Consider the following 26,226-nt stretch of genomic DNA (forward strand, 5'->3'; position numbering starts at 1 on the left):
TAAGATTAAAACCTTCTTTCCATTTTTACTGACTAGAGTTATTATTTTATTTCATTCAAGTAATTCTACCTGATTAAATAAACCTCCCAAAGAATCTTGGAATGAGCTGATATCATCAAGGTATAAAACTCGCAAATTGCTAATGGCCCTTGAGAAAGCAACATAAAGTAGATTCTGAGTATTTAAGAGTTTTTTGTATTCCAAACTTTTTTCATCTAATGAAACTTTACTATTTAAACTTATAAAATAATCCATAAATTTATTTTGATCTCTATTGCCAAACCCCTTCTCTAGTATCACAGCAACGTTCTCGAACTCGGCACCTTTAGTACCATGGTAAGTATGGAAACGAACCTTATCTACACTAGTTGAATACTGCTCTCTATTTATATAGTCATACCATAGCAGCCATTCTTTAAGATTTAATGATAGTAATCGTTCAAACGTATCTAATTCTGCGTCGTTAGCCATATCAGCATCTTTCATCACTAACTGCCTTATATGGCTAAGCATATACTCTTCATAGGTTGTATAACCCTCTAGATTTTTTGGTTGAAAATTTAGCACATGGTTAAAGCATGACTCTAATACCTTATTGCCATTTAAGCCGTTGGTAGTTTCTTGCTCCCACAATTCTGATATATTTTGAATCAACTCACTTAAGCTATCTGCATGCAATAAATCTTGTAACTTTCTAACGAATGCTTTCGCCTCGTAAAATGAAATACCATCCTGTTGTTTACCTAGTAAATCCTGAAAGCTTATATTTCCGTTGTTCAAGATCTTTTTTAGATTTAAAAGCCTATAGACATGGAGGATATTATCATCTAATTTTGATAGCTCTTTTGATAAGAACTTGATAGAAATATCTCTGAAATCTATACTTTGAGCTCTACTAACTAAGTCATACAAAGTGCCAAATCCATAATAATGGCTTACAGATTTATGAGTTAAAATAAGACAGTCAATTTTAGGTTCAGGTGTCGTACTAGATGAACTTTCTTCCAACTCACTAATGTAAGTATTTAAGAAAGATCCCACTACAGCTTCTCTAGTATCATTTTGAACTCCATTACTATAATGATAGAAACCCACTGAACCCGTTTTATTTTCGCTATGAACTGATACTTGCTTTATCTCATCGTTACGAACCTTATTAATCATATCTATAACTTGATCTGAAGACCTTCTATTATATATCTTGTTTATATGAATCAAATCAGAATGCAATTCATCCAGTTTATGACCAACTCCATCATCATAGATATTTTGTGCAGTATCTCCAAAGTACCCCACAAAAAACTCTTTTGAATGCGTTCTAGCAAAGTCATCTAAAGTATTAAATATCTTTACTATTTTTGGCGAAGAGTCCTGATACTCGTCGATAAATACATAGGGATACGTATCAACTATAATACGCTGTAACTTTGGATATTTGACAATAAGTTCATCGCTATACTGTAACAGCGTATCATGGCTAAATCTCATTCTATGCAAGCGGTCTTGGTTAGATAAACTGGTGTAAGTTACACGTTTGTCTTCGCCTGAATCTATTCTATCTATGCAGTCCTGATAGTTTTTAACTTTAAAAATAGAACTAACAACTTTTTTGAAATTAGCTACATTAGCTAGCATAGCTACAAAAAACGAAGGCGCTGCAGGTAATTCTTGAATCGATGTTCTAAATTCACGAGCTGGTTTTCTATAGCTTTGATAATAACTGTCTTTGTGAACAGACATATAATCCAAAAAATATTGTTTATCAGTATTATTTAAGACTGCAAAAACATGACAGTCACTTTCCTCATTGTATAAATAAGTCTGTAATTTCTGAATTTGATTTACTAAGTTATCTTTGTGTATTAGCACCAATTCATTTTGATAGAGTTTGATCATATCCCATAGTCTTTCATGAATCGTCGAAATTAAAACGTTATCAGAGTAACCAAGCCGATTGGATATTTCTTGAGTAGCTACATTGGTATAAGTTATACATACTATTTTTTGGTTTCTTTTTTTTAATCTGGATAGATTATTTTTTAGTAAATAACGGATTGCTTCAACTAGAGCATACGTTTTTCCAGACCCTGCCCCAGCTTTAAAACAAATGCTCTCATGATTATTTAATCGAGCCTCAATTTCTAACTGCACGTTTTTTTCATCTTCTAGAGGACTACTCATTGTTATCATCTCCTCTAAGCGTTGAAGCTAACCAGTTAAAGCCATCTATAATATATTCTGGTAGATTTGGTATTTTTCCTACATCAGATTCTAATATACATTGATATAATAGATCACTTGCAAAATCTGTCTTAGCATCACTAAGCTTACATTGCAACTCGAAGGAATAAAGCTTGAGATTATCCCTGTTTTCTTGTTCGCTGTGGGCCTCATCTCCACAATTTCGCTTTAGAATATCTTTGTATATATTAGGTTTACAATGTTTTAAAGTATTGTTAATCATGTCGTTATTGTAATTTGTTAAAATAAATGCTTCTTCCAAACTAGTTGCAAAATATCCTGCTATTGGCATTTTTTGATATACTAATTTTAGATTGCCATCTCCTAAGTAGCTATCATTAGCTGCGATTGATTGTAAATTAATATTGTCTTCATTAAATTTACTCAAAGTACTATTAGTCGTGGTTCTACTTGTCAAGTCTTCTATTTGCCTATAACTCTTTGAATCATCTCGATTACAAATTAGACATATATCATCTTGTTTATGTGTCTGCCCTTTTTCGCAAGCCTCTCGCTTTATATCAAGGTCGGTTATAACTAGACATGGGACTTTAAGGGTTTTAATCAGAGCATAATATTCTTTGGCATGTGCACCTAAAATATTAAATATAGATATATAGTATTTGTTAAGATCTATATTTTTGTCTAAATAATACTTAAGTAGAGTTTCTTCAGTGACACCTTCAACAAAAATTACTGCATCTGCAAAAAATAATTCAGAAACTTTATATTTAATATGTTTAATAATAAATTTCAATGAATTTTTGTCGTGCTCATCACCTTTAATCTTCTCATCTGTCAAGGTGATAACATCCGTATCAGTTTTAGTTGATGTTAAATAGTTAATATTATTAAATGAACCACTCGCAGTTATTTTACTGTTAACAATATGTGATGAATGTGTTGTGATTATAATTTGGCAGTTTAATTCAGGTGATTCAGATGATGGATTAGCTACACTAACAGCTCTTTCGACTGCATTTTGAATGCGTGTAATAAAAAACTCCTGCATTTGGGGGTGCATAAAAGCTTCAGGCTCTTCAATAAAAAGCAGGTTAATACAGTTTTTATTGCTACCTCTTTCATAGCTATCAACATAGTGAACAATTTCACCAATAATATTAAGTAAGTTAATATACCCTAAGCCAAATTGATTTTCTGGGATAAAGTCATCATCTCCATTCACAAACTGATATTTAATGAGATAAGACAAAATATTTTTCTCATCAACATTTCCCGATAAGTTAAGACCCACATGATTACTATCTTCAACTTGATGTAAAATTTGAGCTATAGATTCATTTTTATCTTTGACAGTTTGGGTAATTGTTTCATTAATACCTCTAATATCTGAGCCTAATCGTTCTTTACTTTCAGGATTATCAGTAAATTGGTATGAAACTATTTTACTAAATACATTTGATAATATATCATCATCAAGCCTTCTATTTGCTTTGATTTCTTTGAGTTTTATAAGTTTTTTTATTTTAAAATTATTTACTATTTGGTCGGCGCTATTTACATATGAAATATTGAAATTAATATCCGAGGAATCTAATACATTACTCAAATCAAGTATTGTTAAAGATTTATTATCTTCAATCAAACTAGTTTTCAAATTTTTTATTGTTTCTTTGAAAGCTTGTACTTCTTGAAGAGAGTATTTGATAGTTATAGTTACTTTGTTATCATCCTCGGTATTATTCAAGATTGATACGAAACCAGCAATATTTGATAGTAAGTCGCCATTTTCGTGTTCATCATATCTAATAACAATTGTAAATGTAAGCTCAGGTAAAGATACATTGTCAAAGTTATCAGACACTTTATACTCCTCAACAAGTTTCTTTAGAAAAAATATATTAAAGTCGCTCGAAGTAGGCTGACAACTTTTCAAAGTAAAATCTAAAGCTCTAGCAATCGTAGTTTTACCTGAATTATTTTTACCTATAATTAAGGTGCTTGATTTAGCTATATCAATTTGACCACTACCTCCTAAGAAGCAAATAGTATTGTCTAACTCGCCAAATTTACGGAAATTTTCAATCTGTATACTATCTAAGTACATAAGCTAACCTCTAAACTACTTACATTATAGGAATATCTAAACTATAGTCGAGTATAGCAAAAACCATTTAAACAGAAGTTATTTTTGGCAGGATACCAATACACTAGAAGTGGCATTGATAAAGTTATCCCCTAAGCCTAGGCAGTAAACTAGGGTTAATGGTTCGTAGTTTTATACTTGGTTCTGGTGACCAGACTAAATCCTCATGTTCCACTCCTATTTGATAAGCCCAATTGCTAATTGTTTCAGAGCGAAGTTGATTGGTGGTAAAACCAATAGTTTTCGCCTCCTTTTCAATCGTATGACCGTGTTGTTGATTGCGTTCTAGCCACTTTTCATAAAACAGCTCTTCAGCCAGATAATCACGCTTACTATTATTGCAACTATGCTCCGTAAGTACGAAATTATGAGTCGTATCAATTGGATATTTCGACCAAGGAATAAAGTGATCAACTTCGATATTGTTTCTCAAGGGTTTATGACAATAGAAGCACTGTCCCTGCTGAGTATCAATCAGTATAGGTATTAACACTTTTAGACTTTGGCGCGACTGGTTAAACAAGAACTGCTGCAAATCAATATCATCGCTAAAATATGTCTGGTTGCGACTATTCTTACGTATGAACTCTGTCCAGTATTGCTGGCACAGCTTGTTAACTATTTTACTAAAGCGTGTAAAACAGTATGTAATGCCAGGTCTTAAAGTTATTACCTTTGATTTTGTGTCATAAACATATAAGAACTCACGACTAACTTTGTCCTCCGCACTTTGCAGATATCTTGCGGGGTACTTTTTGATAGTCGAAGAAATATTTTTGATAGTCGATTGCCATAGTTTGATATTTTGTGTGCGAGCCATAGTCAGACTGGTTGTCTTAGTTTTATGCTGCAAATCTAGAATGCTATTAATAACACTAGCCTGCCCTGTTGTACTGCTTTGTCTGAGTACAGAATCACTACTTTGATCTGAGTATGGTAATGCTTGTGTCCAGTAAAGCTGTATAAACTGCTCTGCTAACTGCTCATAAGAAATACTGAGTTCACTGTCATCATTAATTCCAGACTCTATAGACAGATTGGCCATTGCCATTAATAAGGCAAATTTATAGGTCGAGGTATAGGAGCTAGATTCAAGCATCCACTGAATACGTCTTAAAAAGTTGAGCTGAAATTCTGCCGTGGGCACTATAATAATCCTTTAAAAATACAGTAGCTCATTCTAATAAAATTACTACTTATACTGTCAAAAATATCTATGTCAAATTGGTAGAGCTTCATCAAATAAGAGTTCTTGGGGCTGTCTATCCTAGATTATCCTTCTGATGTACAACAGCACTTACAGTAATATTTAATTAGCTCAGTTGATATAGCACCTGTCTTGCATACAGAATGTCGGCGATTCTAATTCGTTATCACCTACCTTTCTTTTAGCAAAATTGGAAAAGACGATAAAAATGACCTAAGCAGATTTATGAATGAAATCAGTATGAACTACAATTTCAAACTTGGGTTAAAGATGGAAACCTTTCTACCCATTCACCGATAATCAATTTGTCAGTTTCCATACAAAATGGTATTGCCCACAACCTCAATTTTTCTCCTAAATAAAAGCATTCCAAAGGTGTTTCGAACTGATGATGCTTAGGATAAATAAGCATCATGTCCCCATACCCGTTCAAATATTTATGACCATAAGCAAATAACTGATAAATATCCGACTGACTGATATTGAAATTGTTATCACTATTACTGAAGCTTATTAACTTCCATTTGGTATCAAGTACATGGTGGTTTTTTCTTTCTTTACTGATTAATAAATCAGGCTTTAATTGAAAGCGCGATTTTAAATCTTTTTGTGCATTCACCATGTGCTTATTAGAAGCCTGTGTTGTTAGTTGCCAGGGCGCCTTGATATCTCGTCGTAAGCAGTTTGCCACATACTTCTCGAACAAAATTTCCATTGGGAATAACAATGCAATACCCCGGTGCTCTCCCTTTTGAAAGTTTGGATTGAGCTTTTCAAGTATTAGCTGGCACCATGGCTTTATCGCTTGGTAGGATTGCAATATTTTGATATCTGACCACTTATGCATTGAGTTTAAAGGCTCTCTAAGACTCGTTATAGGATCTAAGATGTGTGAGAGCTCATTAGCCAGTCGCCAGTTCTCAGAACTCCTACAGTGCTGCTGTACGTAGTCCAATGCCGTTTTGATTAGTTGGTTCTCAAGTCGATTTGGATGATAGACATCATGACGAATATGAAAAAGATGAGCTCGGCCAACCGTTTGCCTTTGTTGAACTGTAATATCAAGCTGGCCACGAATAAATCTACTTTCTTCTTCAATTCTTTGATAGTCAAATCTGAGCCCAGACGCTACCAGCTCCTTTAGCAAATATAAAAACTGGTAGTATATCCACTCATGAATAGGTAAGTTCATTCGATTGAGACTGGCAGATTGAGCCTCTTTATAGGATAGGTTTAAGACGGAGCTTAGCATTTTGCATAAGACCTCTCTGCTCTTATCTGGCTCCTGTAAAACTAATCCTGTCTTTGGTAGTATCTCAATACCTTCGCCGCAAGGACTTTCTAAATAACCTACATAAGAATGCAACTGTAAGTAATTTGGACGCTTATAAGTAATAAACCGTCCATAGCTCTCTTTTTCACTTAATTCCACTAACCAATCAAAAGTTTCTTGCTCAATGATAGCCAAGTCTAAGCTAGATAATACTGTTTGATTGGTAGTCAGCTGAGCATACTCTCTGACTTGAATCATGCTTCGCCATCCGAAGATTTAGACTTAAGCTGGATTAATATTTTCTTATAGGATTCAGGGTTGTTAAAAGCAGTCTCATTGATAAGGTAACGACGATCGTTTAGACCTTTAATACTACTATGGAATAACTCGCTAACGGTCGGAGTTATCTTCCCAGTTTGAACAAACTGTTCTGATGTATGCTTGCTAGGATCATTCAATACCCAGCCAATACGCTCCCAATCTGAAAAGAAATACTCCTGCAGTAACGGGATAATCCGTCTCTTGAAAATATTACCTAGTTCCTTTTCCTTTTCTTCGTCTGAATCTAAGTCTTTCAAAGACCAAAAATACGAGTGACCTATGGTGTGTTCACGATCTAACAGTACTTCAATACGCTGATTTATTACTGTTAATATTTCAGATACAGCAATGCCATGAACTGTTATGCCATCTAATAGTTCAGGCTTAGGTAATAGCTCAATAAAATCAAATCGGCGGCGTAAGGCTAAATCCAGTTGTGCGAGAGATTTATCTGCAGTATTCATAGTACCTAAAACGTATAGATTTGATGGGACTGAAAACGGTAACTTCGAATATGGTAATGTTACTTCTCTCGCATCGGAGCCACCTTTACGCTTATCAGACTCAAGCAATGTAATAAGCTCACCGAAAATACGAGATATGTTGCCGCGGTTAATTTCATCAATGATAATCAAATGCGGTAACTTGCTAGAATTAGTAGTAGGTTCTGGAGTAAGCAATTGCTTTAACTTTTCTCGATTAATAGTTGTGTTACGTAACTGGTAAATAGTCATTTGAGACAATGACTTATCAAATAAACGCTCTTTTGGCAAACTCGGGCTATAAATACGTAGCCATTTAACCTTTCTTAATTGCTGAAAACCAGAGCGTTCTTTTGTATCTAAAAATTCATAGTCGCTTGTAATCTCGGCAATAGCACGAAACTTATGGTTACCATCAGATATGATTACTAGATCACCAATACTAACTGCATTTTTGAAAGTATTAACAGCTGTAGCTTTATAATTATTAGGATCATCAGCTAAAGAAATGTTATGCGATTGCTCTATCTTTGCAACTACTTCTCTACGATTACTACAGTTCGAAAAGTCGATGTCATCACCCCAACCTAGAAGCACATAATTGTTATCAATGCATTCATTAAATATCTCATTTTCATCGGAGATATTAGTATTTCCTAAAGAAAGCTTCCATATATTTTTACCTTCAATATTGACTGCTTGTGTATAGCCTGTCTGCTCTGTTGTTCTGGCATTAGTACATAATTGCTTGAAAATACCATCAACCACTTCGTAGCTAATATTTGAACTCCCATCTATTCCTTCTACGACTATAGGTCTAATACCTTCAACGAAATCTTCATAAGAAAAGCTTTGATGAAAGGTAGTAAATGCAATACGACCTTTATCCGTTAATTCATCATACTTAGCTTTTAAACGCTCTCTTCTCCCTGATTCGTCTAGAGGATCATTATTAAAATCACAATACCAATCGGGAGCAGCGCACTGTACAGCGAGTTCTGTAGTACAGTAGGTCTTACCTGTTCCAGGTGGACCGTAGACGATACGATTAAGCGCTTCATTATCAAACATGCTTATCGTTAGTTCATCTAATTCTTCGTTGGTATCGTTGTAGATAGATATTCTGCTTGGCTTAATACCTAATTGCTCACTGTAAAGCACAGACATAAACTCATGGGGAGTGATATCTAAATCATGTTCCTTTTTAATAGTTTGGTATATATCGGTAAGCATCAATAAGCGTCGGATGACTTGATTATAAGGTGGTATTCTTGACTCTGGAACATCAAACGCTTTCAGAAAGTGCTCGATATGGTCGGTAGATGAAATTGGCAAGATAGTATCTGGATTGTATATAGATATTAAACGCGCACGACGTCCTGCTCCCATAACACATTTAGGCTCTACACCTGCGCGATCATATACCTCATTATCTTGATCAATCCAAGTGATATCAGCGTTAACGTCAGCATCGATTATTATTTGATGGATCTTAAGAACATAACTTAATGCATCATCGTCACTTAAGTCGCTCAAGCTTTGATGCTTATATAGTGTTCCATCTTTTTTCAAATAAAGTAGGTGTCCTTTCGCCGTACCTGGCATATAACGACCAAATATAGGCTGTAGCCCGCGCTCTATCCATCGACAATAATTATCTGTGATAGATCCATGACCTAAGCAGTATTGCTCCTGAGTTAATTCAGTTATTTTATTTTTTGGAAACTTACTTAAAAACTCTTCATAAAGCTCTTCAACGCCTTCTGGTCTACTTGTAATCGCATCGTCTTGGCTTAGCTCAATGAGCTTCGATACTAAATCACTATCTATTTTTGTTGTATCCATACAGCTACTTCCTCAAATTATTTAATTAGTTTTTGAAATTATTCACAATTTTTTCTAATACATTCAATGACTGTAGTATTCCCGTCGTTATATATTCTGAGTTTAGGCTCCATCATCTTAGTTCCATAATCGTAGACTATAAATTCAGGCTGAAATCTATCAACAGCTTGACCAATATATACACAGGCCGCATTTGAGGCACAAACTAATAGATGTACTTTTTTGATACCATACATTTGATTCAAGTTAGTAAAAATTTCCTTAAGTCTATTAGCTAGTTTCTCACCCTCAAGTGGATGCGCTATTGCGCCATTACCGTATCCGTAACTCTGAGGAGGATATATGTTTATTATTGGAAGCTTGTCTTGGGCTTGCTGATTAAGATGGTCAATTGTTGAATCAATCATCGCAGCGGGGAAAGTTAACTTAATGCTAACAATAACTTCTGAATGCTTTGAGTCAATCTTTGGCTCGTCAATGATAAATGCATCTTCTCTAGGCTGTACTCCAGGCCACATCCAACTACTAGCATCTCTGTAACGGAGCATTGGCATTAATTTAGATTTATTACCAAATTTCGCACCAAAACCTATTAAAGCAAAAGTTGGACCTAAAACGAACACAGCTGCGCTACTACCTTTAGTCCATGCTTTTATTTGATTAACACAGTCTCCTATATGCTCAGAACATCTTTTATGAAATTCATAAGAATTTTGCATTGAATCACTTACACCCCAATCTAAAGGAGTTAAATCGTGTTTAGCCCTGCAATTGAATACGTTCAATGATTTCGAAATTGATATCGGATCTGGCATTTCTATACTTTGTCCATTTACGCTCCACGGAATAAAATATACTGGAACAGGTGTATAACTCAATGCATTGAGAAGGTTGTTGCATAGCTGAATATGTATGGTTCGCATAGCTTGTAATTTAGATGCAGGATAATCTAAAGTTGCTATTCGATCTACTAACCTATGATGAACATCACACAATAATAGAACATTACTTGGCTCGTCAGCCAGATTTTTTGATAAGTACATTACCCCTCTAGGGCCACTCTCAGAGGCTGCAATGTTATGAGCCATATAACCGAAGTTACCCCTATGTCCTGATAATGAATCAAAATCTAATCTTGAACCACAGCCAGAAAACATGCATCTACCATGACTCTCTTCCATAACGATACGTTTAGTTGATTCACTGAATTGGTTTCCTCTTCCTGTAACTTTCTCTCGACCTAAACTCCAGCGTTTGAATAATTCAGTAGTTTTTTTAGCGTTGAGCCTATTAGAGCTAACTGTAATTTCATCCCATAGCTCCTTAAAACTTTCTAATGTCTGAAAATCTTCTAAACCAAACTCTTCCTTTTCAGAAACTCTTAACCTCGTGTCTATTACATAGCTATCACTTATGTATGAAACCAACTTTTCATTATCGTCACGCTGAAGAGAAAATCTAAAAATATCAATCAACTCACTATTACTGAACAACAATGTCAGTAAGTTGTGGTAGCTTGCGTCTGAAAGAAAGCCGACATGATCCCATTGTAGTCCTGTACCTTTAAGATGGTCGAGATATTGTTTGGCTGAGTTAAGATCGGTAAATATATTTTTATTTAGGGCTTGATCAAGCGGGATCTGAGTTACCGCAGATAGGTTATTTGTAGTCATTATTTAATCGTCCAATTCAGTAGAAAAAGGTAAATAGCCTAGAAATATTTTAGAGTTTTGAGAGTAGGCAATCCAAAATCCAATATGACTAGTACCAACGATGACATACAAAATGCGTTCTGATAGGTATTTAGAGCTAGTGAATTGACTAGCTAAATCATTCAAGTCAGTAACAGATGGATTAGGTTTTGGCTCAGGATGTGTATGCCATAGCCCTAGAAGACCACCAAAACCTTTGGTATCTTTCCAATATTTTTTCAGAGCTTTATCGTGAGACTTGGAACGAAAGAAAGTGGTTCGAGTACGCTTATCTCTGAACATTGGCGTCGTTAAGTCGTCGACTACTATGGTATGACTGTCTGGATAATAGCTACCTAATAATATACCGCCTGCTTCCTTGGATTTGGCTCGTGATTGTCTAAAATCAAACCATGTGGCTATGACAGACTCTGCTATTGCGCCATCGTATGCTTTATTATTTTCCTTCCATACGATGCGGTTATTTAGGTACTGCAACATGAGCAACCTGCCACTTTAATAGTATTTAAAGGCTGTGAGTAGTAGCCACCATTTTGTAGAGCCAATGTATGATGTTTAGTGGCCTTCAAGTTATAGTTGGTCGGTAACTTATTGGTAGCGCACCACGACTGTAATCCTACTTTATTCTCGATTACATATTCAGCCATTATTACTGCTGTTTTCATAGCATGGACTGAACCATATGCTGTGAACGCTCCAGCGCATCCAGTAATATTTTTTGATAAAACTATGCCTGAAGGGTTACTAAATAAACTGGTCTTTATATAATTTGAAGGATTGCCATCGTCATCATAGTAAAGACATTTCAAACAGGTATTCTCATTGCTTCTAAACCCTAGAGTATGACCACCCAACCCGTAAGCCTCTAGCCAACCAGATACAACATGAACGTTTCCCTCGTAAGTATATAAGCGGCGGCATACCTCTAGTTCTGTTGGAGGGTGACCAGTAGCTAGCACTATGGAATGAATTTCAGATAGCTGTTCATCATTCTGGCTATTAAGCCAATTTAAGATAGTAGTTTTGTAGATTACTACTTCTAACTCAGGTATGTTTTGTTGGAGACGATTTTTAAGAGCACTAACCTTTGATTGGTTGACATCTTGTATTCCAAGGTAATGCCGCATAATGTTGTCGGTTTTCATATCATCATAATCAACCAGTACTAATTTATCGACGTCTGACTCAGCCAATATCTCTGCAACTCTTGACCCAACTGAACCGCATCCGGCTATCACAACCGTCTTTTTACTTAAAAATTGAGACTCAATGCCAGTACGATTAAGTAAATACTCGCGCCAACCGCGCTGTAATGTTTGTACCTTAAAATTACGATATTTATTCGAAGCCATATCCTGATAATAGGAGATGACCAAGTAAGTATGCATTTTAGGCGTGGGTATCTCTAAGAGAACGATTTTAAACTTACTTTTCTTATTTAAGCTGTCTAACTGTTGGGTACTGAAGTTTAAAGTTTGTTGTTCCCACCAACGTTCATCGAAGGATGTAAAAAGATTAGGAATAACAAAATCCTCAATACGAGGCAGGATTATTTTAGTTACTTTTATAGCAGTATAAGGGCTGGAGCTAGGTGGATGTTGACTAGCTCCGTCAACTAAGCATTTGATGTGATGACATTGAGGTGTATTGCGTTGCCTTGTAAAGTTAATACACCATGCATATAAGCTGTCAGACTGATTCGGATTATGTGTCGCAATAATAATAGGGGCAGCTGATACGACTGTTTGATTATAACCATCGATCTCTTCATATAAAGCCTCTCTGTTTCCAACACTGTACAGTTTAAGGGCATTCGTCAGAATGCCTGTAGCCGTATCTACAGCATATTTGAAGAGACCAAATAAGTCAGCGCTATCAAACATCTCACCTTGATGATCTGTGACACATATCAAGCCGTCATTACCCACATGAGCTAACGCTGGCAAGGTGCACGGAGCAACCGATACTGTCGGCAAAGATAGCCAACGCTTTTGACCAACATATTTGACTGATAAAGGAACTGACTGACCATGAATATTTAAATCAAAGCCAATGGCTATAAAACCATCCTTTTTATCATAGCTCTCAATGCTTTTACCACCAAGAGATTGAATATAATTTTTGAAGCTTTGCTGTATGCCATCGCTGATTTTCATAACATTACCTATGCTGATGAGCCAGTACTCACATACGGTGCTTCACTACTTCTTTTGGCTTTATCAGTTTTGGCTACTACTGGAAAGTCATCACCAAAAAATTTTCTTAATGTCTTACTGGCCTCATGCGCATCTGGCTCATCGACAGCTGACTGTAAATTATCCCTTAGTGTCTCAAAACGTTCCTTGATAGTAGCCATGTCTTCATCACTGACAGACTTCAGTAAATCGCCACCGGGTGTTATAGGCAGATTCATGCTGAGACGACCAAAGTAATCAAAATTATTCAAGATAGTTTTGACCAAGCTTAATAGAACTTCTCCATCATTTTTAACTTCTACTTCGGGCTCTAACCAATAATATGCTGCCATGGTCAGCCCAATGCTATGAATCCCAACAGATTTATGATGACGCCATCTCTTTAAGTAGCGTACGCATCTACGAAACTGTTTACGTTGATCAGAACCGTTATTTTCATAGGTATCATTACCTTTGTATAAGCCATTAATTATTGAATTGATACCTTCAGGATCCGCTGCCTGCCAAACTCGCTTATCTTCAGCTAACCCTTTTCTACCTTTAGCTAGATAGTATGTATCATCGTATGCGTTGCTAGACTTAGCATAGATTGGCAAATCAACATGATAATCTGGTTTGCCATTTTTCATGTATGTCACTGTCACACATGAACGACTCACTTCTACAGTCCGGTTATTGTGTTTTATACAGTCTGCGACTAACTCTTTTAATTCGACCGGTTTATAGTCTTCTTTATGGCAGTCAAGAAGCACGCCAACATCAATATCATAATCACCGTCTCTTATAGGTTGGATACCTGTATTTAAAGCATAGCTTCCTTGATTAAAGCTTCTTTCATACTGAGGATAACCATCGTCTTTTCTTTCCGCCAATTTACTCTTAAGCTTATCGATGATTAGGTCGCGTTTTTCACGTAAAAAGTCGTTCTCTTCGTAAGTGCCTAATTTAATAGCATCATGAAACTCTAAGAACTGCTTCTGCAAATTTGCCATATTACACCTCTCAACAATTATTAAGTTTTAATGGTTATAGAATATATCAAGTCTCTATAGACATTGATAGATATAAACCATAAGAAACGACATTGTGTGTCGTAAAGAGTAGGACTAATTGCAATGCCAACCTAAGCACTCATAACGAGCTACTAATATTATCTAAAAAATTACAAGTATTTTTATCTAATACTCTTGAACCGCTTTCATGATAGATAGTTATAGTTCTGAATAGTTTATTTCTCATACCTACTTAAAACGCATCTAACCTCCTTAGGTTACATGCGACAGCTAACCCGTCTCCAATCAAATCAAGCCTGAAAAATATCCAACAACTCCTTCTCAAAAGGCTTATTTAGTCGTGCGGCTAATGTGCAGACTATCTGATTAAGCACTGACAGTAACTATATCTTCATAACCAAAAAAAATATGATGCTAACCCTAGATAGTACTCGGCGTTAGCACTATATTTATAGCTTTGGTTTTTACCTAGATGCTGTTATTAATATTAGGGTTTATTAAGAATATGATAATACTTGCAAGTGCTCGCCCACTATGACCCTGGCTAAGACAAAGAAAATTGTATACTATAGTTCGTTTATTTACTTACTACTTAGAAGCTGAAAGCATGTCAGACCTACCAGATTTTATCCAACCTACTTCTTTTTCACCTTCCAGAATATTTGGGCAGATGAGTCCTCAAAACAGTCATAACGATATCTCTGATCCCATCAATAGTGCACTTCCATCTACAGCAGATATGCAAACATCAAAGCCAAACAGCTTACCGGAGTTTCTACGTCTCAATGCAACGAAGTATATAGAGAAATTAACAGCCGTTCAGAGTGCCTCTGAACTACTCTCAAAGTTGAATCCACAACAAACTCTCTGGCTCGATTTAGAGATTAACCCCGAAAATGAGAAATTAATAGATGGTGCTTTCTTAATCAACGACTACTATTGGCACTTTAATGCTCAGCAATTTCGACAGCAGTCAGATGTCGTTTATGAGCTATTAAATAAAGCTGATTTTTTAGGTGGCCATCATCTAATTGAGTTTGATTTACCTCACCTATATTCGCTATTAAACGACGCATTATCGACCACTAGCTATAAACATACATTATCAACAAACCAGCTTGACGGTTCTGACAAACTGCGTGGCTGGCAAGCGAAAGCTTGGGATACACTGATACTGAGCTGCCTATTTATTCCACACCAGCCTAGTCACGCCTTAGCTAAGCTCTACAAAGCCAATGTCGATTATAATAATCCAGTCCTTGACTGCTTAGAAAGTCGCTGTGTGTTTGGACTTTGCACACAGGCGTGGCAAATCCTACCTACCAATATGCAAATACTACTGCACAAGCTATTACCACAGCTTTTGCATTTGCATATGTTCAGCCGTCAAAGCTACTTTGCTATAGATGAAGACAATATCTTTGATATAGAAGCTATCTTTGACAGCTTGCCCGCAGGAAATCGAACTGATCTTATCAACCTATTAGAAAGTTGTATGTGCAATACTCATATAAGCAATGATGATAAAGCGCACTCAACACTATGGCAACATCTTGGTTTAGCCACCTTTATTAACTGGCTAAGATATTTTGATAAGCCACAAGCACGCCGTCCAGTATGGCTTATCAAGCATCCTTTCCACAGACGTAGTTTTAGCCAAGCTGAAAATACTTTTTGGCATTTGCGTGAGCCGAGTGAAGATTGGATTAATCAACAGTGTCAGCACTTTTTTGGCTTTGAGCGTTTGCGCGAAGGACAGATATCTATTGTCAAAGCAGTACTGATGAATAAGGACATCCCTCTTGGCATATTGCCAACAGGTGGCGGTAAAAGCTTGACCTTCCAGCTACCTGCACTGATATTAAGTAGGTACCAACGTCAGCTGACCGTAGTGATATCGCCTTTAAAGGCATTAATCGAAGACCAAGTTGTCAACTTGCATACTGATTTGCCAGACTACGCCAACCGTATTGCTTATCTGACTTCAGGGCAGTCCATAGAAACCCAAAAAGACATCTTAGAAGGTATTTGGCAAGGCGATATCGATATTATTTATATGAGTCCAGAGCGGCTACGTACACATAGTATTCGTCAACTACTCAAAAATCGCCCACCAGCATTTTGGGTATTAGATGAGGCGCATACGCTTAGCCAATGGGGCACTGATTTTCGGCCAGACTTTTTGCGTATCGCCGATCACATGATGGCGTGTTATAGCGACGAGCTTCGAGAACACTTTACAAAGCAGCTTGAGCGCCAAAAAGACATTAAAGAGGGTAAACTTCAGCTTGATATGTTAGAAGTGATATCTGATCAGGACAATACTAACGCATCTAGAACAAATATTAGCAGTAACGCGTCGGAATTCTTACCACCCACCATAAGCTTAGTGACCGCCACAGCCTCCACACGTGTCAAAGATGATTTAGAAAGTGAGCTGGTAAATAAGCTTACTGCCTTAACTGACAATAAACCTTTGGTACAGTATGGTACCCCTATCGAAAGCCTTAAGATTTGGCGTGACGATATTACTGCGCATTTTATAGAAGCAGCCAAGGACGAGCGTGAAGCACATATCTATAACATTATAAATGAGCGCAAAGTTTGGTACGAAAACCAATATCCAGAACATCCTGAAAAAGGCGTAGTTATAGTTTATCTGCGTAACCGTAAAGGCTGTGATCAATATGCTGACGATTTCGCCCAAAAAGGCTTAGTGTCCGCCGCCTATCATTCTAAATTAAATGAGGGGCAGAAAAAGAGTGTACTTGAAAAATTTAAAAATGATGAACTAGACGTAGTGGTCTGTACTAATGCTTTTGGCATGGGCATTGATAAAGAGGGCATCCATACTGTTATCCATAGTGGGCCGCCGAATAACCTTGAGTCTTATATTCAGGAGATTGGCCGTGCAGCACGTAAGTCGTACGAGGTCGGCGCAGCATATATGCTATGGGGTCAAAGAGATATTGAAGCTTTGTTTTTCCAAGAGCGTGAGTCACGCATACCAAATACAAATACCTTAAGAGACTGTTGGACAGCCATACGTCCAGCTCTCAGTAAACCCATGCAAGATCAATGGTTTCCTAGCAGTGTACTAGCGCCCATACTTGCACCAGATGACGAGACTGAACAACTTAATACCCAAGTAAGAGTGGCTTTATTGGCGCTCGAGCGTTACGGATTGCTGACTGAAAAAGACCAGCAACCGGCTTGGATCAGTATCAAACTCTCAAGCCAACCGCCTGCCAGCAAACATACTAATATGTCTAATCTATATACTCAATTACAGCAGCTTTCAAATAATAGCTTAAGCACGGTGACAACAAACATAGCTAGCGCTAAGACTGGCGGTAACGAAGGATCTAGTAATGATAACAATACGGGCCTTACTCGCTACCATTTACCTGAATTGGCACTGGCACTTGGCTACTCTGTTAAATCACTCTTAAAAGGGTTACGTGAGTTGGTCAATCAAGGTCATGCTCAGTGGCAAGTTGTGGTACGTGTACGACTAAAATATACACACCGCTATTTAAAGGGTGAATTTAATCGCTTAAGCCGTATTATTACTGCTTTAGAGGAATGTCTAAATAGCAGCTATGGCGCGCTAAGTGGCACTGAAGCGATAGAAATGCAAGGCACCACCCAGCTCAATACCAAAGCACTCGACAACTGGCTGATTCAGCAGCGCCATAATTTATCTAGTAAACGTCATATTCTACCTATGTTTCGAGCACTAGGTATCTTAAAAACGCGCAATCATGGTACGACCCAAGTGTTTGTTTCCTCCACAAATCAGACTAAATTTTGGCAAATTGATGAGGATCTGCCAGACAATTGGGAGAGCTGGGTTCGCTATGCAAAAGTGCTCGTAGCAGATTTGACACCTTTATATGAAGCGCATCTGCTACCTGCCCTACCCGATAAAAAAGATGGCGATGGTAAAGAGTTTCATCTAGATACTTTAGCCCAAAAATTAAAGCGCGATCCTGATACTATCTTGACCCAACTTGAGCAGTTACAGCGCTTAGAGCTGATTGAGCTTAGCCGATTAGACGACACGCAAGATGCTATTTTCTTTATTGGCAAACACCGAAAATCCACTTCAAAGTATCATGAAAACGCCTATCAGTATTTGCAAACCCATTATCAAGATCGCTGCGCTCGCATCCATATGCTGAACTTTTGGCTACAGGCAGACGCTGATGTCCAAAAAGCGTTGATTGAGGACTACTTTACTAAGCCGCTATCTGAGGTCATTGAAACCTATATTAACAACGATATCGATGTGCATAAACCTTATATCAAAGATTATGAAAAAGAGATTTTGCCTAAATATTTTAGTGACACTCAAGTACAAATCATCAAAGAAACAAGCCGTGCGGCCATGGTACTGGCTGGTCCAGGATCTGGAAAAACCACCGTGGTGGTACATAGAGTCGCTTATCTGTTAATGATAGAAGAAATCAAGCCTGAGAAAATTTTGATATTGGCTTATAACCGTTTGGCAGTAGCTGAACTAAGATCGCGCTTACTGGCTTTGATTGGTTATCATGCGATCAATGTTACCATTCAAACATTTCATGGGCTGGCACGGCAAATCACAGGACTGAGTGAAAAAGACGCACCCGATGCCGCGCTTGATGAGATTGCCACGCGCATTGAGCATTTAAGCCAAGAGAAAAACTTACAAAAACGCCGTGATAATGCTCGCTATCAGTGGATGATTGAGCAGGCCATCAGTCAACTACAAGAGCGGCCGCAACACTTTCAGTACATCATGGTCGATGAGTTTCAAGATATCGATGAATATCAGTATCAAATGATTGGGCTATTAGCAGATCTACAAACACAAGATGACAATAATAGCGACACCAATGATAGCTATATTGCTATAGATGCTGATAGTGATGCTACTGATGATAACTTTGAGCAGCGCGGCTATTTGATGGTGGTTGGTGACGACGACCAGAACCTATACGCCTTTCGTGGCGCTAGTATTCAATATATCCAGCAGTTTGCAGACAACTACCACGTTAATACTGAGCAAAAATACTATCTGCTCAATAACTATCGTAGTGCTAATAATATAGTCGAGCTTGCCAATGAATTTATAGCTACTACATTGCCAAGTAGTGAGCGTCTAAAGCAGGCTGAGCATAGCATCAAGGCGACTAAACCCTATCCTAACAGTCCTATTCGCTATGGCTACTACCAGCAAACCAAAGGCGTTGACATGGCAGCATGGATCGCGTCTGATATTGAGCAGCGCTTAGCGAGTAATGAACAAAAAAATGCAGCGCCAGAAACCATAGCCGTACTAGCCCCTAAATGGTCATATTTCGATGCCATACAGCATTATCTTGAAGCTCTAAATATTAGTAGTCAGCGCTATAATGAGAATGAGCAAGTTACTCCCATAAATAGCTTTATAGGACAAGCGCTATTTAAAGATTTGAGCGCGAAACGTTTAGACTTTATTGAGGGTAATGTTGCTGAATTTTTGGAATGCTGGCGAGATAAGCAAAGCTTAAACCATTTAGATAAAGCTTGGGATGCGATTATTAGCCGCACAAAAGATATAGAAAACGTGACTTATGAGCAGGTATTACAAGCGATAGAGTCTATTCTATACGATGATAAAACACAGGTTATATTGATCACTTATCATAGTGCGAAAGGGATGGAGTTTGATCATATTTATGTCATTGATGATCAACTCTCAAACTCATCTTCAAACGCTCAGGCAGATTATAGTCATGATAGGCCATTATATGTAGCACTGACACGGGCTAAGCAAACGTTGAGCTTACTACTCCATCATAAAGCGCATCACCCTACCCTAGCTAAAATATTGCTTACTCATGCTGAGAAAATTGACCTGCCTGTAATTAGTCCGCCCTCAATGTTGACTTTTCATCGCTTTATGCGTTTGGATGAGCTGGTATTGACGCCGCGCGCACTGATTAATGACGAAGGTCGCACGTTTGTAGAACAGACGTTTTGCCGTGATAGCTGGGCGAAAACACGAGATAACATTCTGGGACTATTTGATGTCGCTTGCTATAAACAAGATAAGAAAAGCGATGGCTTTTACTCAGCTAAAGGTCAACAAATCGCTCAGTTCTCTAAAGCTTTTTCTAAAGCATATTCTTCTCAAGGGCAAGGTAATCAACATCTATTGATGGCTGGCTTTACAACTACCCTGTTTTATCAGCAGGATATCTCTTGGTATGAAAAAGCGGGTTATCATGGCAGCGAGGGTAGCCATTATCTAATTGTGCCTTATGTTCAATTTAATGTGGAGTGTAGGTGAGCATAAACTTAAACAAGCAATTCATTTTATATTAGCTGATTGATTTTAAAAACCAATAAACTCAATAACTTTACACAGTAAGGCTAACCCCGTTGTTTACTTAGCCGAGAGTGGCTTTATGGTAAAAACTATGCGTCCTTATGGCTAGGTACCTATTTGCAAGCCTTATATTGACAGCTACAACTTGCAAGCAAAAAAAACGCATTAACATTATTAGTGCTTTATACGAGCAGATGAGTTGAAAAATCTGTGTCAAATTGAGCACTCTCGCCATCGTAGTGTGACTGGGTTCATCACCAATCTGCTGTCAGGACTAATCGCTTACTGCTGGTTTCTCTATAAACCCACCATCAAAAATGTGGCTGGCTTTCAAGAAGTTAAGGCAATATGAATGCCATCAGTAGCTTAATAGAGAATTTATTCCGAATTCAGGTTAGAACATTACCTTTCAATACTTTGCTATACCTAATGGCAAACGCTTAATACTTCACTGAGCACAATATACCGCTTGGTATTTTATTTCCTGGATTATTTATATAAGATATTATGCTAAAAGTACCGGAAGCCGCATCAACGGCTGAATCCTTAACAGCAATTTTCGCCTTTATTTGACGATTAAAAGGTGCCTCAGGAGAGATGGTTATAAGGCCACCTTTTTTAAATCGATTAAAATATTTGACTGGTGCAATGATTTGAACTTTTAATCTATCAGTCTGTGCAAGGGTCAGGATAGGATGCTCACCATCAGTAGGACTAACTATCGATCCAGCATCTAAGTACCTTGCTGTCACTACACCACTCAACGGGCTATTTATAGTACGCCGATTCAACTCTGATAGTGAAGTTTTATACTCATACTTTGCCAAGGTCTGACTTTCAATACTGGCATCTAGTTCAGACTCAGCAACTTTTAATTCGTTATTTGCATCATCTAAGGCCTGTGTAGACATAAATTTTGCATCGGATAAGATTTTCATTCTTTCCATCTTTTGCCTAGCAGCATTTACTCGATTTTGGGCAGCAATGATTTGAGCTTGAGTCTGTGAGCGATATTTTGCCGAGTTTGTAGAAGCTTGCTCAACGCTATTGTCTAGCCGTGCAAGCACTTGCCCTTTTTTAACGTAATTGCCCCGCTCTACTTGAACACTACTTAATCTGCCTACTACAGGACTGCGAATGTCTACAGTTTTTATGGGCTTTAACATGCACCCAAATCCTGAAGCTTGCGCAAATTGAGGAGCAAATAGAAGAAAAATAATAGCAGCAGTACTATTTCGAAATTTATCATTGTTGATCATTTTAACTTTCCAATAAACCCAATTTGTTTTTGACGAGTGCGGTCTTGTTTCAACGTATTCATTCTGATTTCATATTGTCTTTGCTGTGCACGATTTTGAGCAGTTTTCATTGCTCGTGAATATAGATATGTTCTCAATATGGGTAAATAGATATTACTTCCTATGATTTGCCAAATATTTTTATGAGCAAATAACAATGTATCATTGAAACAAACAATCTCTTGGTAAGAACCTTGATTCCCTTGTCTAGCTGAGCGCCCAATCAGCTGTCTATCAATACGCTTAGAATCATGATGTTCCGTGAGAATAACGTGCAATCCCCCACTATTTTTAGCTGTCTCATCCAATTTGATATCTGTTCCACGTCCCGCCATATTGGTAGCTATTGTAATTGTTTTGCTTAATCCTGCTCGAGCAACAATATCGGCCTCTTGCTCATTTTGTCTTGCATTAAGAAGATGGATGGTTAATCCTTCGTTATTATTATTCTTATTGATAAAATCCAGTACTTTTTCTGAAGACTCTACACTACGTGTACCTATGAGTACTGGTTGACCATTTTTCGCCACTTTGACAGCTTCATCTGCCACAGACTTCCATTTATCATCCTGCGTTAAATGACAGTTTGTGCTCATTTTCTTTCTAAGGTTTTTTCTATTAGGGGGTATAATACATACCTTGAGCTCGTAGACGTTCCACATCTCGCGGCTTACTTCAGCAGCAGTTCCTGTCAATCCTGCCAAAAGTATGTACCGCTTAAAAAAACGCTGGAATGTAATTTGGGCGATAGTTTGTCTTGTATTAGAAATATCCAACCCTTCTTTAAGTTCAATCAACTGATGTAGACCTTGTTCCCAACTTCTATCTGGCATTGGTCTACCAGTCGCTTCATCAACGATAACTATTTTTTCTTCCGCGATAATATAATGTTCATCTAAGTGAAATAGATGCAATGCATTTAAAGCTTTTTTGAGGATTAACTTCTGCCAAGCTTTTGTATGCCACATAGGCCTTACACTTTCAGGAGGCAATGATATATTGCGCTCAAAATTCTTTAATAGCTCAATATCATTGTTCACCAAATCAACAATAAAATCTTTACTTTCTATTAATTTTCTTGCTTCATCTAAAGCCCATCGCAAGACAAGTTTTTCCATAATAGATTCAGATTCTTGCGAAATAATTAAAGGCGTGCTTGCTTCATCTATCAGCACGCTGTCTGCTTCATCCACAATGCAAAAATGTAATGCTGGAACGATATGCTGATCGCTATTACTTAAGATATTATGAATGAATTTATTCAAGCTCGCTTTTACTCTTGTTTCTCCATTCGTTATATTGAGCTCATCTTTTAAAACATCAAACACAAGCTCACTAGCACTAACATAGCATATTTGGAGAGCATACTGCTTTTGACGTTCTTCAATTTCCATCTCAGAAGAAATGGACCCACTAGAGATAGAAAAAAAATCAAACAGAGGCGTCATCTCTTCACAGTCTCTAGTAGCTAGGTATTCGTTTGTACTTAACACATGTACTGCTGCACCAGAAGCTGCCGCTATAGTAGCGGCTATGGCAGCGACTACAGTCTTACCTTCACCTGTCTGCATCTCTGCAAGTTGCCCACTTAAGAGTACACGAGCGCCTAAGTACTGAACATCATGAGGATAAAAGCCGAATGTCCGATAGATAGCTTCACCCACACATGCTTGAGCTATATTTAATTGAGGCGTCATATCTTTGTTTATGATTAAGCTCTTTATTGCTAATTCAAAACATTGTCGTAGCTTGAAGTCGTCATAAGTCGCATATTGTTGCGTTAGTTTCCTAATAGCTTTAGCGCTTGAAGTAGCTTGTGATCGTCTATAACTTTTTACTGCATAAAATGACTGTAAATTAGAAAAAGTCCTAATGAGTTTATTAGGATGATTGGGATTGCTCTCCTCCCTTCCTCCCTCTGAAAGGACTAAAGGGTTTTGACGTAACTTGCGTAATAATACTGAATTAAACATTGAATTTCTTAAGGAAAAGTTGACGGCCTTTAATCATCCACTGCCAGCCTAAGGGCATATAGCCCATATCAAAACGAACGTAAACTCGATCGTTAAAGCCTAAAGGTTGCTCTTGTTTTAGAAGCTGATCTTGATTTACCAATAACTCTAAATCGAACACTCGATCTACTGATTTTTTGCCACTAGTATCACTAGGGTCCACAATAATATTACCACCCGCATTAATCCCTAAAGCAGCCGATGGAAGCTCAAATGCAGCTTTAGGAGTTCGACGTACAATTATTGCATCATAACTTTTCCCTAAGTCAGTAGTAGATTTAATTTCAATATTTTTTAAACGTTCTTGTATAAGGTTCATGACATCTTGCTCAACGACCATCCTGATAGTTTGAGTTTGTTTAGGTGCTACATATCCTAAAACATCGCCTTTCTTAAGATACGTTCCAATCATTTTATCAATAGACTTTGGATACCATACCCCCTTAATAGGAGACAATACTTCTAAAGCATTAACCTCTTTTTTTAAGATCTGTTCTTGTTTTTCCAATGCATCATACTTAGATTTTAGAGCATAAAAGCTTTGAATATCAGTAGATTGTGCTTGCCTCATCTTTAAAGTTAGCGCCAATATTTCTTGCTGAATGTTTTCAAGTTGCTGTGTGAGTTCACGATTACTCAGCAATACAATTCGTTCTGATTTATTGATATGATTACTGGCTGATATATCGGCAGATTCTATCGTTCCATTAGTATTTGCTCTTATAATGTTGCTTTCAGGCAACCAAGCGATACCTTGTTGAACACTATAAAAGGGAAAAGGAACAACGGTCAGTAAAAGAATTATTAATACTAAAAAAAGATAAAAACGTTGTTTCGCTTGCACCCTTTTTTTAATAAGAGAGTTACCTTTATAGATGTGCTTAACTCCCTTATATATGGGCAAACCAAAAGACATCCAAGCAGATACAGCTGCCATAAGAATGCCAACAAAGAAATACTTTTGAGCGACGAACCATATCAACGTAAATATGATGAACACCCTATAAATTGGAGCGATAAAGCCATATACAAACAACCATAAACGCTCTTTGTCATAGCCCATAGGAGGCTTGGCATCCTTTGCGCCAAACATATAGCGATCTGATAGGTAAATCCAGTAATTTTTAGCCCTCTGTGATAAGTTGGGGATCTCAACTAAATCTGTCAAAACATAGTATCCATCGTAACGCATCAATGGATTGCCATTGACCAGTAGACTTGAAACACCTGCAATGAAAATAACATTAAAAGCAAAGGCTCTTACCAATCCTGACTCGACGTTTAACCACACAAATAAGGCGAGGGCTCCTAAAAACAACTCCGCCATTACACCCGTCGCCGCAACTAATGCTCTGACCCATTTAGAGGTAAATCGATAAGAATAGGTTGCGTCTACATAAGGCACTGGCATAAAAATGATTAGCATAAGCCCTATTTCGCGTACTACCCCGCCCCATGCCTTGACTGCCATTCCATGTGCCCATTCATGAACCGCTTTAACTATAGGATAGGTGCACCATAAAATAAACAAATTCGATGTGGATAAAATTCTATCGGACAGATTGGCAGTAAGTGCTTCCCAATGTGAGGTTACCAAAAACATAGCAGGTACAATAACCGCCAACCAGCAAACGAAAAAGGTCCAAGTATAAATGCGCAAGGCGGTCGCAGTTTGACGACTGAACCATTGATCTGGATACCATAGAGGTATTTTGATACTTATTGGATTTAAAAAAGATTGTTTAAATGCCTGAAATTTTTGTTTACGATATCGCTTCACAATTTCAGTAGAGTCTGCTGACATCTGGGTTTGTAGCATGTCATTGCTATATAACTGCCCTAGTAAACCCACTAGATCATTCTGACTGATGACTTCTGAGCTATCATTATAAAATCGCTGATTTTGCTGCAATTGTTGCTGCTCCAGACAGCTCTCTTCCCAGATAGCCTCTAGGTCCTTTCGGCCATTCATGAGCTTAATGATCATCCACGCTTCAGGAGTTAGTCTCAAAAACTTTTGAGTGGCTTGGTCATGTAAAAATATCCATGACCTACCTCGAAGGCGTCGAGGAAAGACATCTACGGCTTCTCTTAGTTTTGGTTTTACGTGTTTGACCAGATGCCAATGTTCTGAAAATAAGGTTTGCATAAGTAAGCGGCTA

At 37.5% G+C, this 26,226-nt stretch carries 13 protein-coding genes and 1 pseudogene; 2 read left to right on the forward strand and 12 right to left on the reverse strand.

What is annotated here, in order from left to right; translation table 11 throughout:
- Positions 1-51 precede the first annotated feature (51 nt).
- From ACIGBM_RS06375 to ACIGBM_RS06415, 9 genes are all read right to left on the reverse strand, one after another.
- On the reverse strand, positions 52-2,181 hold the full coding sequence (locus ACIGBM_RS06375; RefSeq protein WP_397477153.1) for a UvrD-helicase domain-containing protein: 2,130 nt from the start codon (positions 2,179-2,181) through the stop codon (positions 52-54).
- Entirely contained in the window at positions 2,174-4,309 is a 2,136-nt protein-coding gene (locus ACIGBM_RS06380) for an ATP-dependent nuclease (protein ID WP_397477154.1), read from the reverse strand. The genes ACIGBM_RS06375 and ACIGBM_RS06380 overlap by 8 nt, the downstream gene beginning before the upstream one ends.
- Before the next feature lie 124 nt (positions 4,310-4,433).
- On the reverse strand, positions 4,434-5,495 hold the full coding sequence (locus ACIGBM_RS06385; RefSeq protein WP_397477155.1) for an HNH endonuclease: 1,062 nt from the start codon (positions 5,493-5,495) through the stop codon (positions 4,434-4,436).
- Positions 5,496-5,808: 313 nt separating this feature from the next.
- On the reverse strand, positions 5,809-7,086 hold the full coding sequence (locus ACIGBM_RS06390) for an McrC family protein (RefSeq protein ID WP_397477156.1): 1,278 nt from the start codon (positions 7,084-7,086) through the stop codon (positions 5,809-5,811).
- The gene (locus ACIGBM_RS06395) at positions 7,083-9,476 is read right to left on the reverse strand and encodes an AAA family ATPase (protein WP_397477157.1); all 2,394 of its coding nucleotides are present in this window, start codon (positions 9,474-9,476) and stop codon (positions 7,083-7,085) included. Before ACIGBM_RS06395 ends, ACIGBM_RS06390 begins: the two co-directional genes overlap by 4 nt.
- Positions 9,477-9,514: 38 nt before the next feature.
- A complete protein-coding gene (locus tag ACIGBM_RS06400; RefSeq protein WP_397477158.1) occupies positions 9,515-11,149 on the reverse strand; it encodes an SAVED domain-containing protein in 1,635 nt (544 codons plus the stop codon).
- A gap of 3 nt (positions 11,150-11,152) precedes the next feature.
- Positions 11,153-11,668, reverse strand: coding sequence for a Mov34/MPN/PAD-1 family protein (locus ACIGBM_RS06405; RefSeq protein ID WP_397477159.1), 516 nt, complete (start codon positions 11,666-11,668; stop codon positions 11,153-11,155).
- Positions 11,653-13,344, reverse strand: coding sequence for a ThiF family adenylyltransferase (locus ACIGBM_RS06410; protein WP_397477160.1), 1,692 nt, complete (start codon positions 13,342-13,344; stop codon positions 11,653-11,655). The genes ACIGBM_RS06405 and ACIGBM_RS06410 overlap by 16 nt, the downstream gene beginning before the upstream one ends.
- A gap of 8 nt (positions 13,345-13,352) precedes the next feature.
- Positions 13,353-14,375 carry a cyclic GMP-AMP synthase DncV-like nucleotidyltransferase gene (locus tag ACIGBM_RS06415; RefSeq protein ID WP_397477161.1) on the reverse strand — a complete coding sequence of 341 codons (1,023 nt, stop codon included), beginning with the start codon at positions 14,373-14,375 and terminating at the stop codon, positions 13,353-13,355.
- A gap of 628 nt (positions 14,376-15,003) precedes the next feature.
- Here ACIGBM_RS06415 and ACIGBM_RS06420 point away from each other — a divergent pair.
- Complete coding sequence (locus ACIGBM_RS06420; protein ID WP_397477162.1) at positions 15,004-20,715, forward strand: UvrD-helicase domain-containing protein; 5,712 nt, start codon at positions 15,004-15,006, stop codon at positions 20,713-20,715.
- Between the two features lie 232 nt (positions 20,716-20,947).
- Positions 20,948-21,106 (forward strand): annotated as a pseudogene (locus ACIGBM_RS06425) (IS982 family transposase); the annotation flags it as partial.
- A gap of 88 nt (positions 21,107-21,194) precedes the next feature.
- Here ACIGBM_RS06425 and ACIGBM_RS06430 read toward each other — a convergent pair.
- From ACIGBM_RS06430 to ACIGBM_RS06440, 3 genes are read right to left on the reverse strand one after another with little or no spacing between them, the layout of a single operon-like run.
- Positions 21,195-22,013, reverse strand: a complete 819-nt coding sequence (locus ACIGBM_RS06430) for an efflux RND transporter periplasmic adaptor subunit (RefSeq protein ID WP_397477163.1) — start codon at positions 22,011-22,013, stop codon at positions 21,195-21,197.
- Positions 22,010-24,025, reverse strand: coding sequence for a hypothetical protein (locus ACIGBM_RS06435; RefSeq protein ID WP_397477164.1), 2,016 nt, complete (start codon positions 24,023-24,025; stop codon positions 22,010-22,012). The genes ACIGBM_RS06430 and ACIGBM_RS06435 overlap by 4 nt, the downstream gene beginning before the upstream one ends.
- Positions 24,018-26,213, reverse strand: coding sequence for a hypothetical protein (locus ACIGBM_RS06440; RefSeq protein WP_397477165.1), 2,196 nt, complete (start codon positions 26,211-26,213; stop codon positions 24,018-24,020). Before ACIGBM_RS06440 ends, ACIGBM_RS06435 begins: the two co-directional genes overlap by 8 nt.
- Positions 26,214-26,226 lie beyond the last annotated feature (13 nt).

It is taken from the genome of Psychrobacter sp. NPDC077938, from assembly GCF_044542635.1.
Taxonomy (GTDB): domain Bacteria; phylum Pseudomonadota; class Gammaproteobacteria; order Pseudomonadales; family Moraxellaceae; genus Psychrobacter.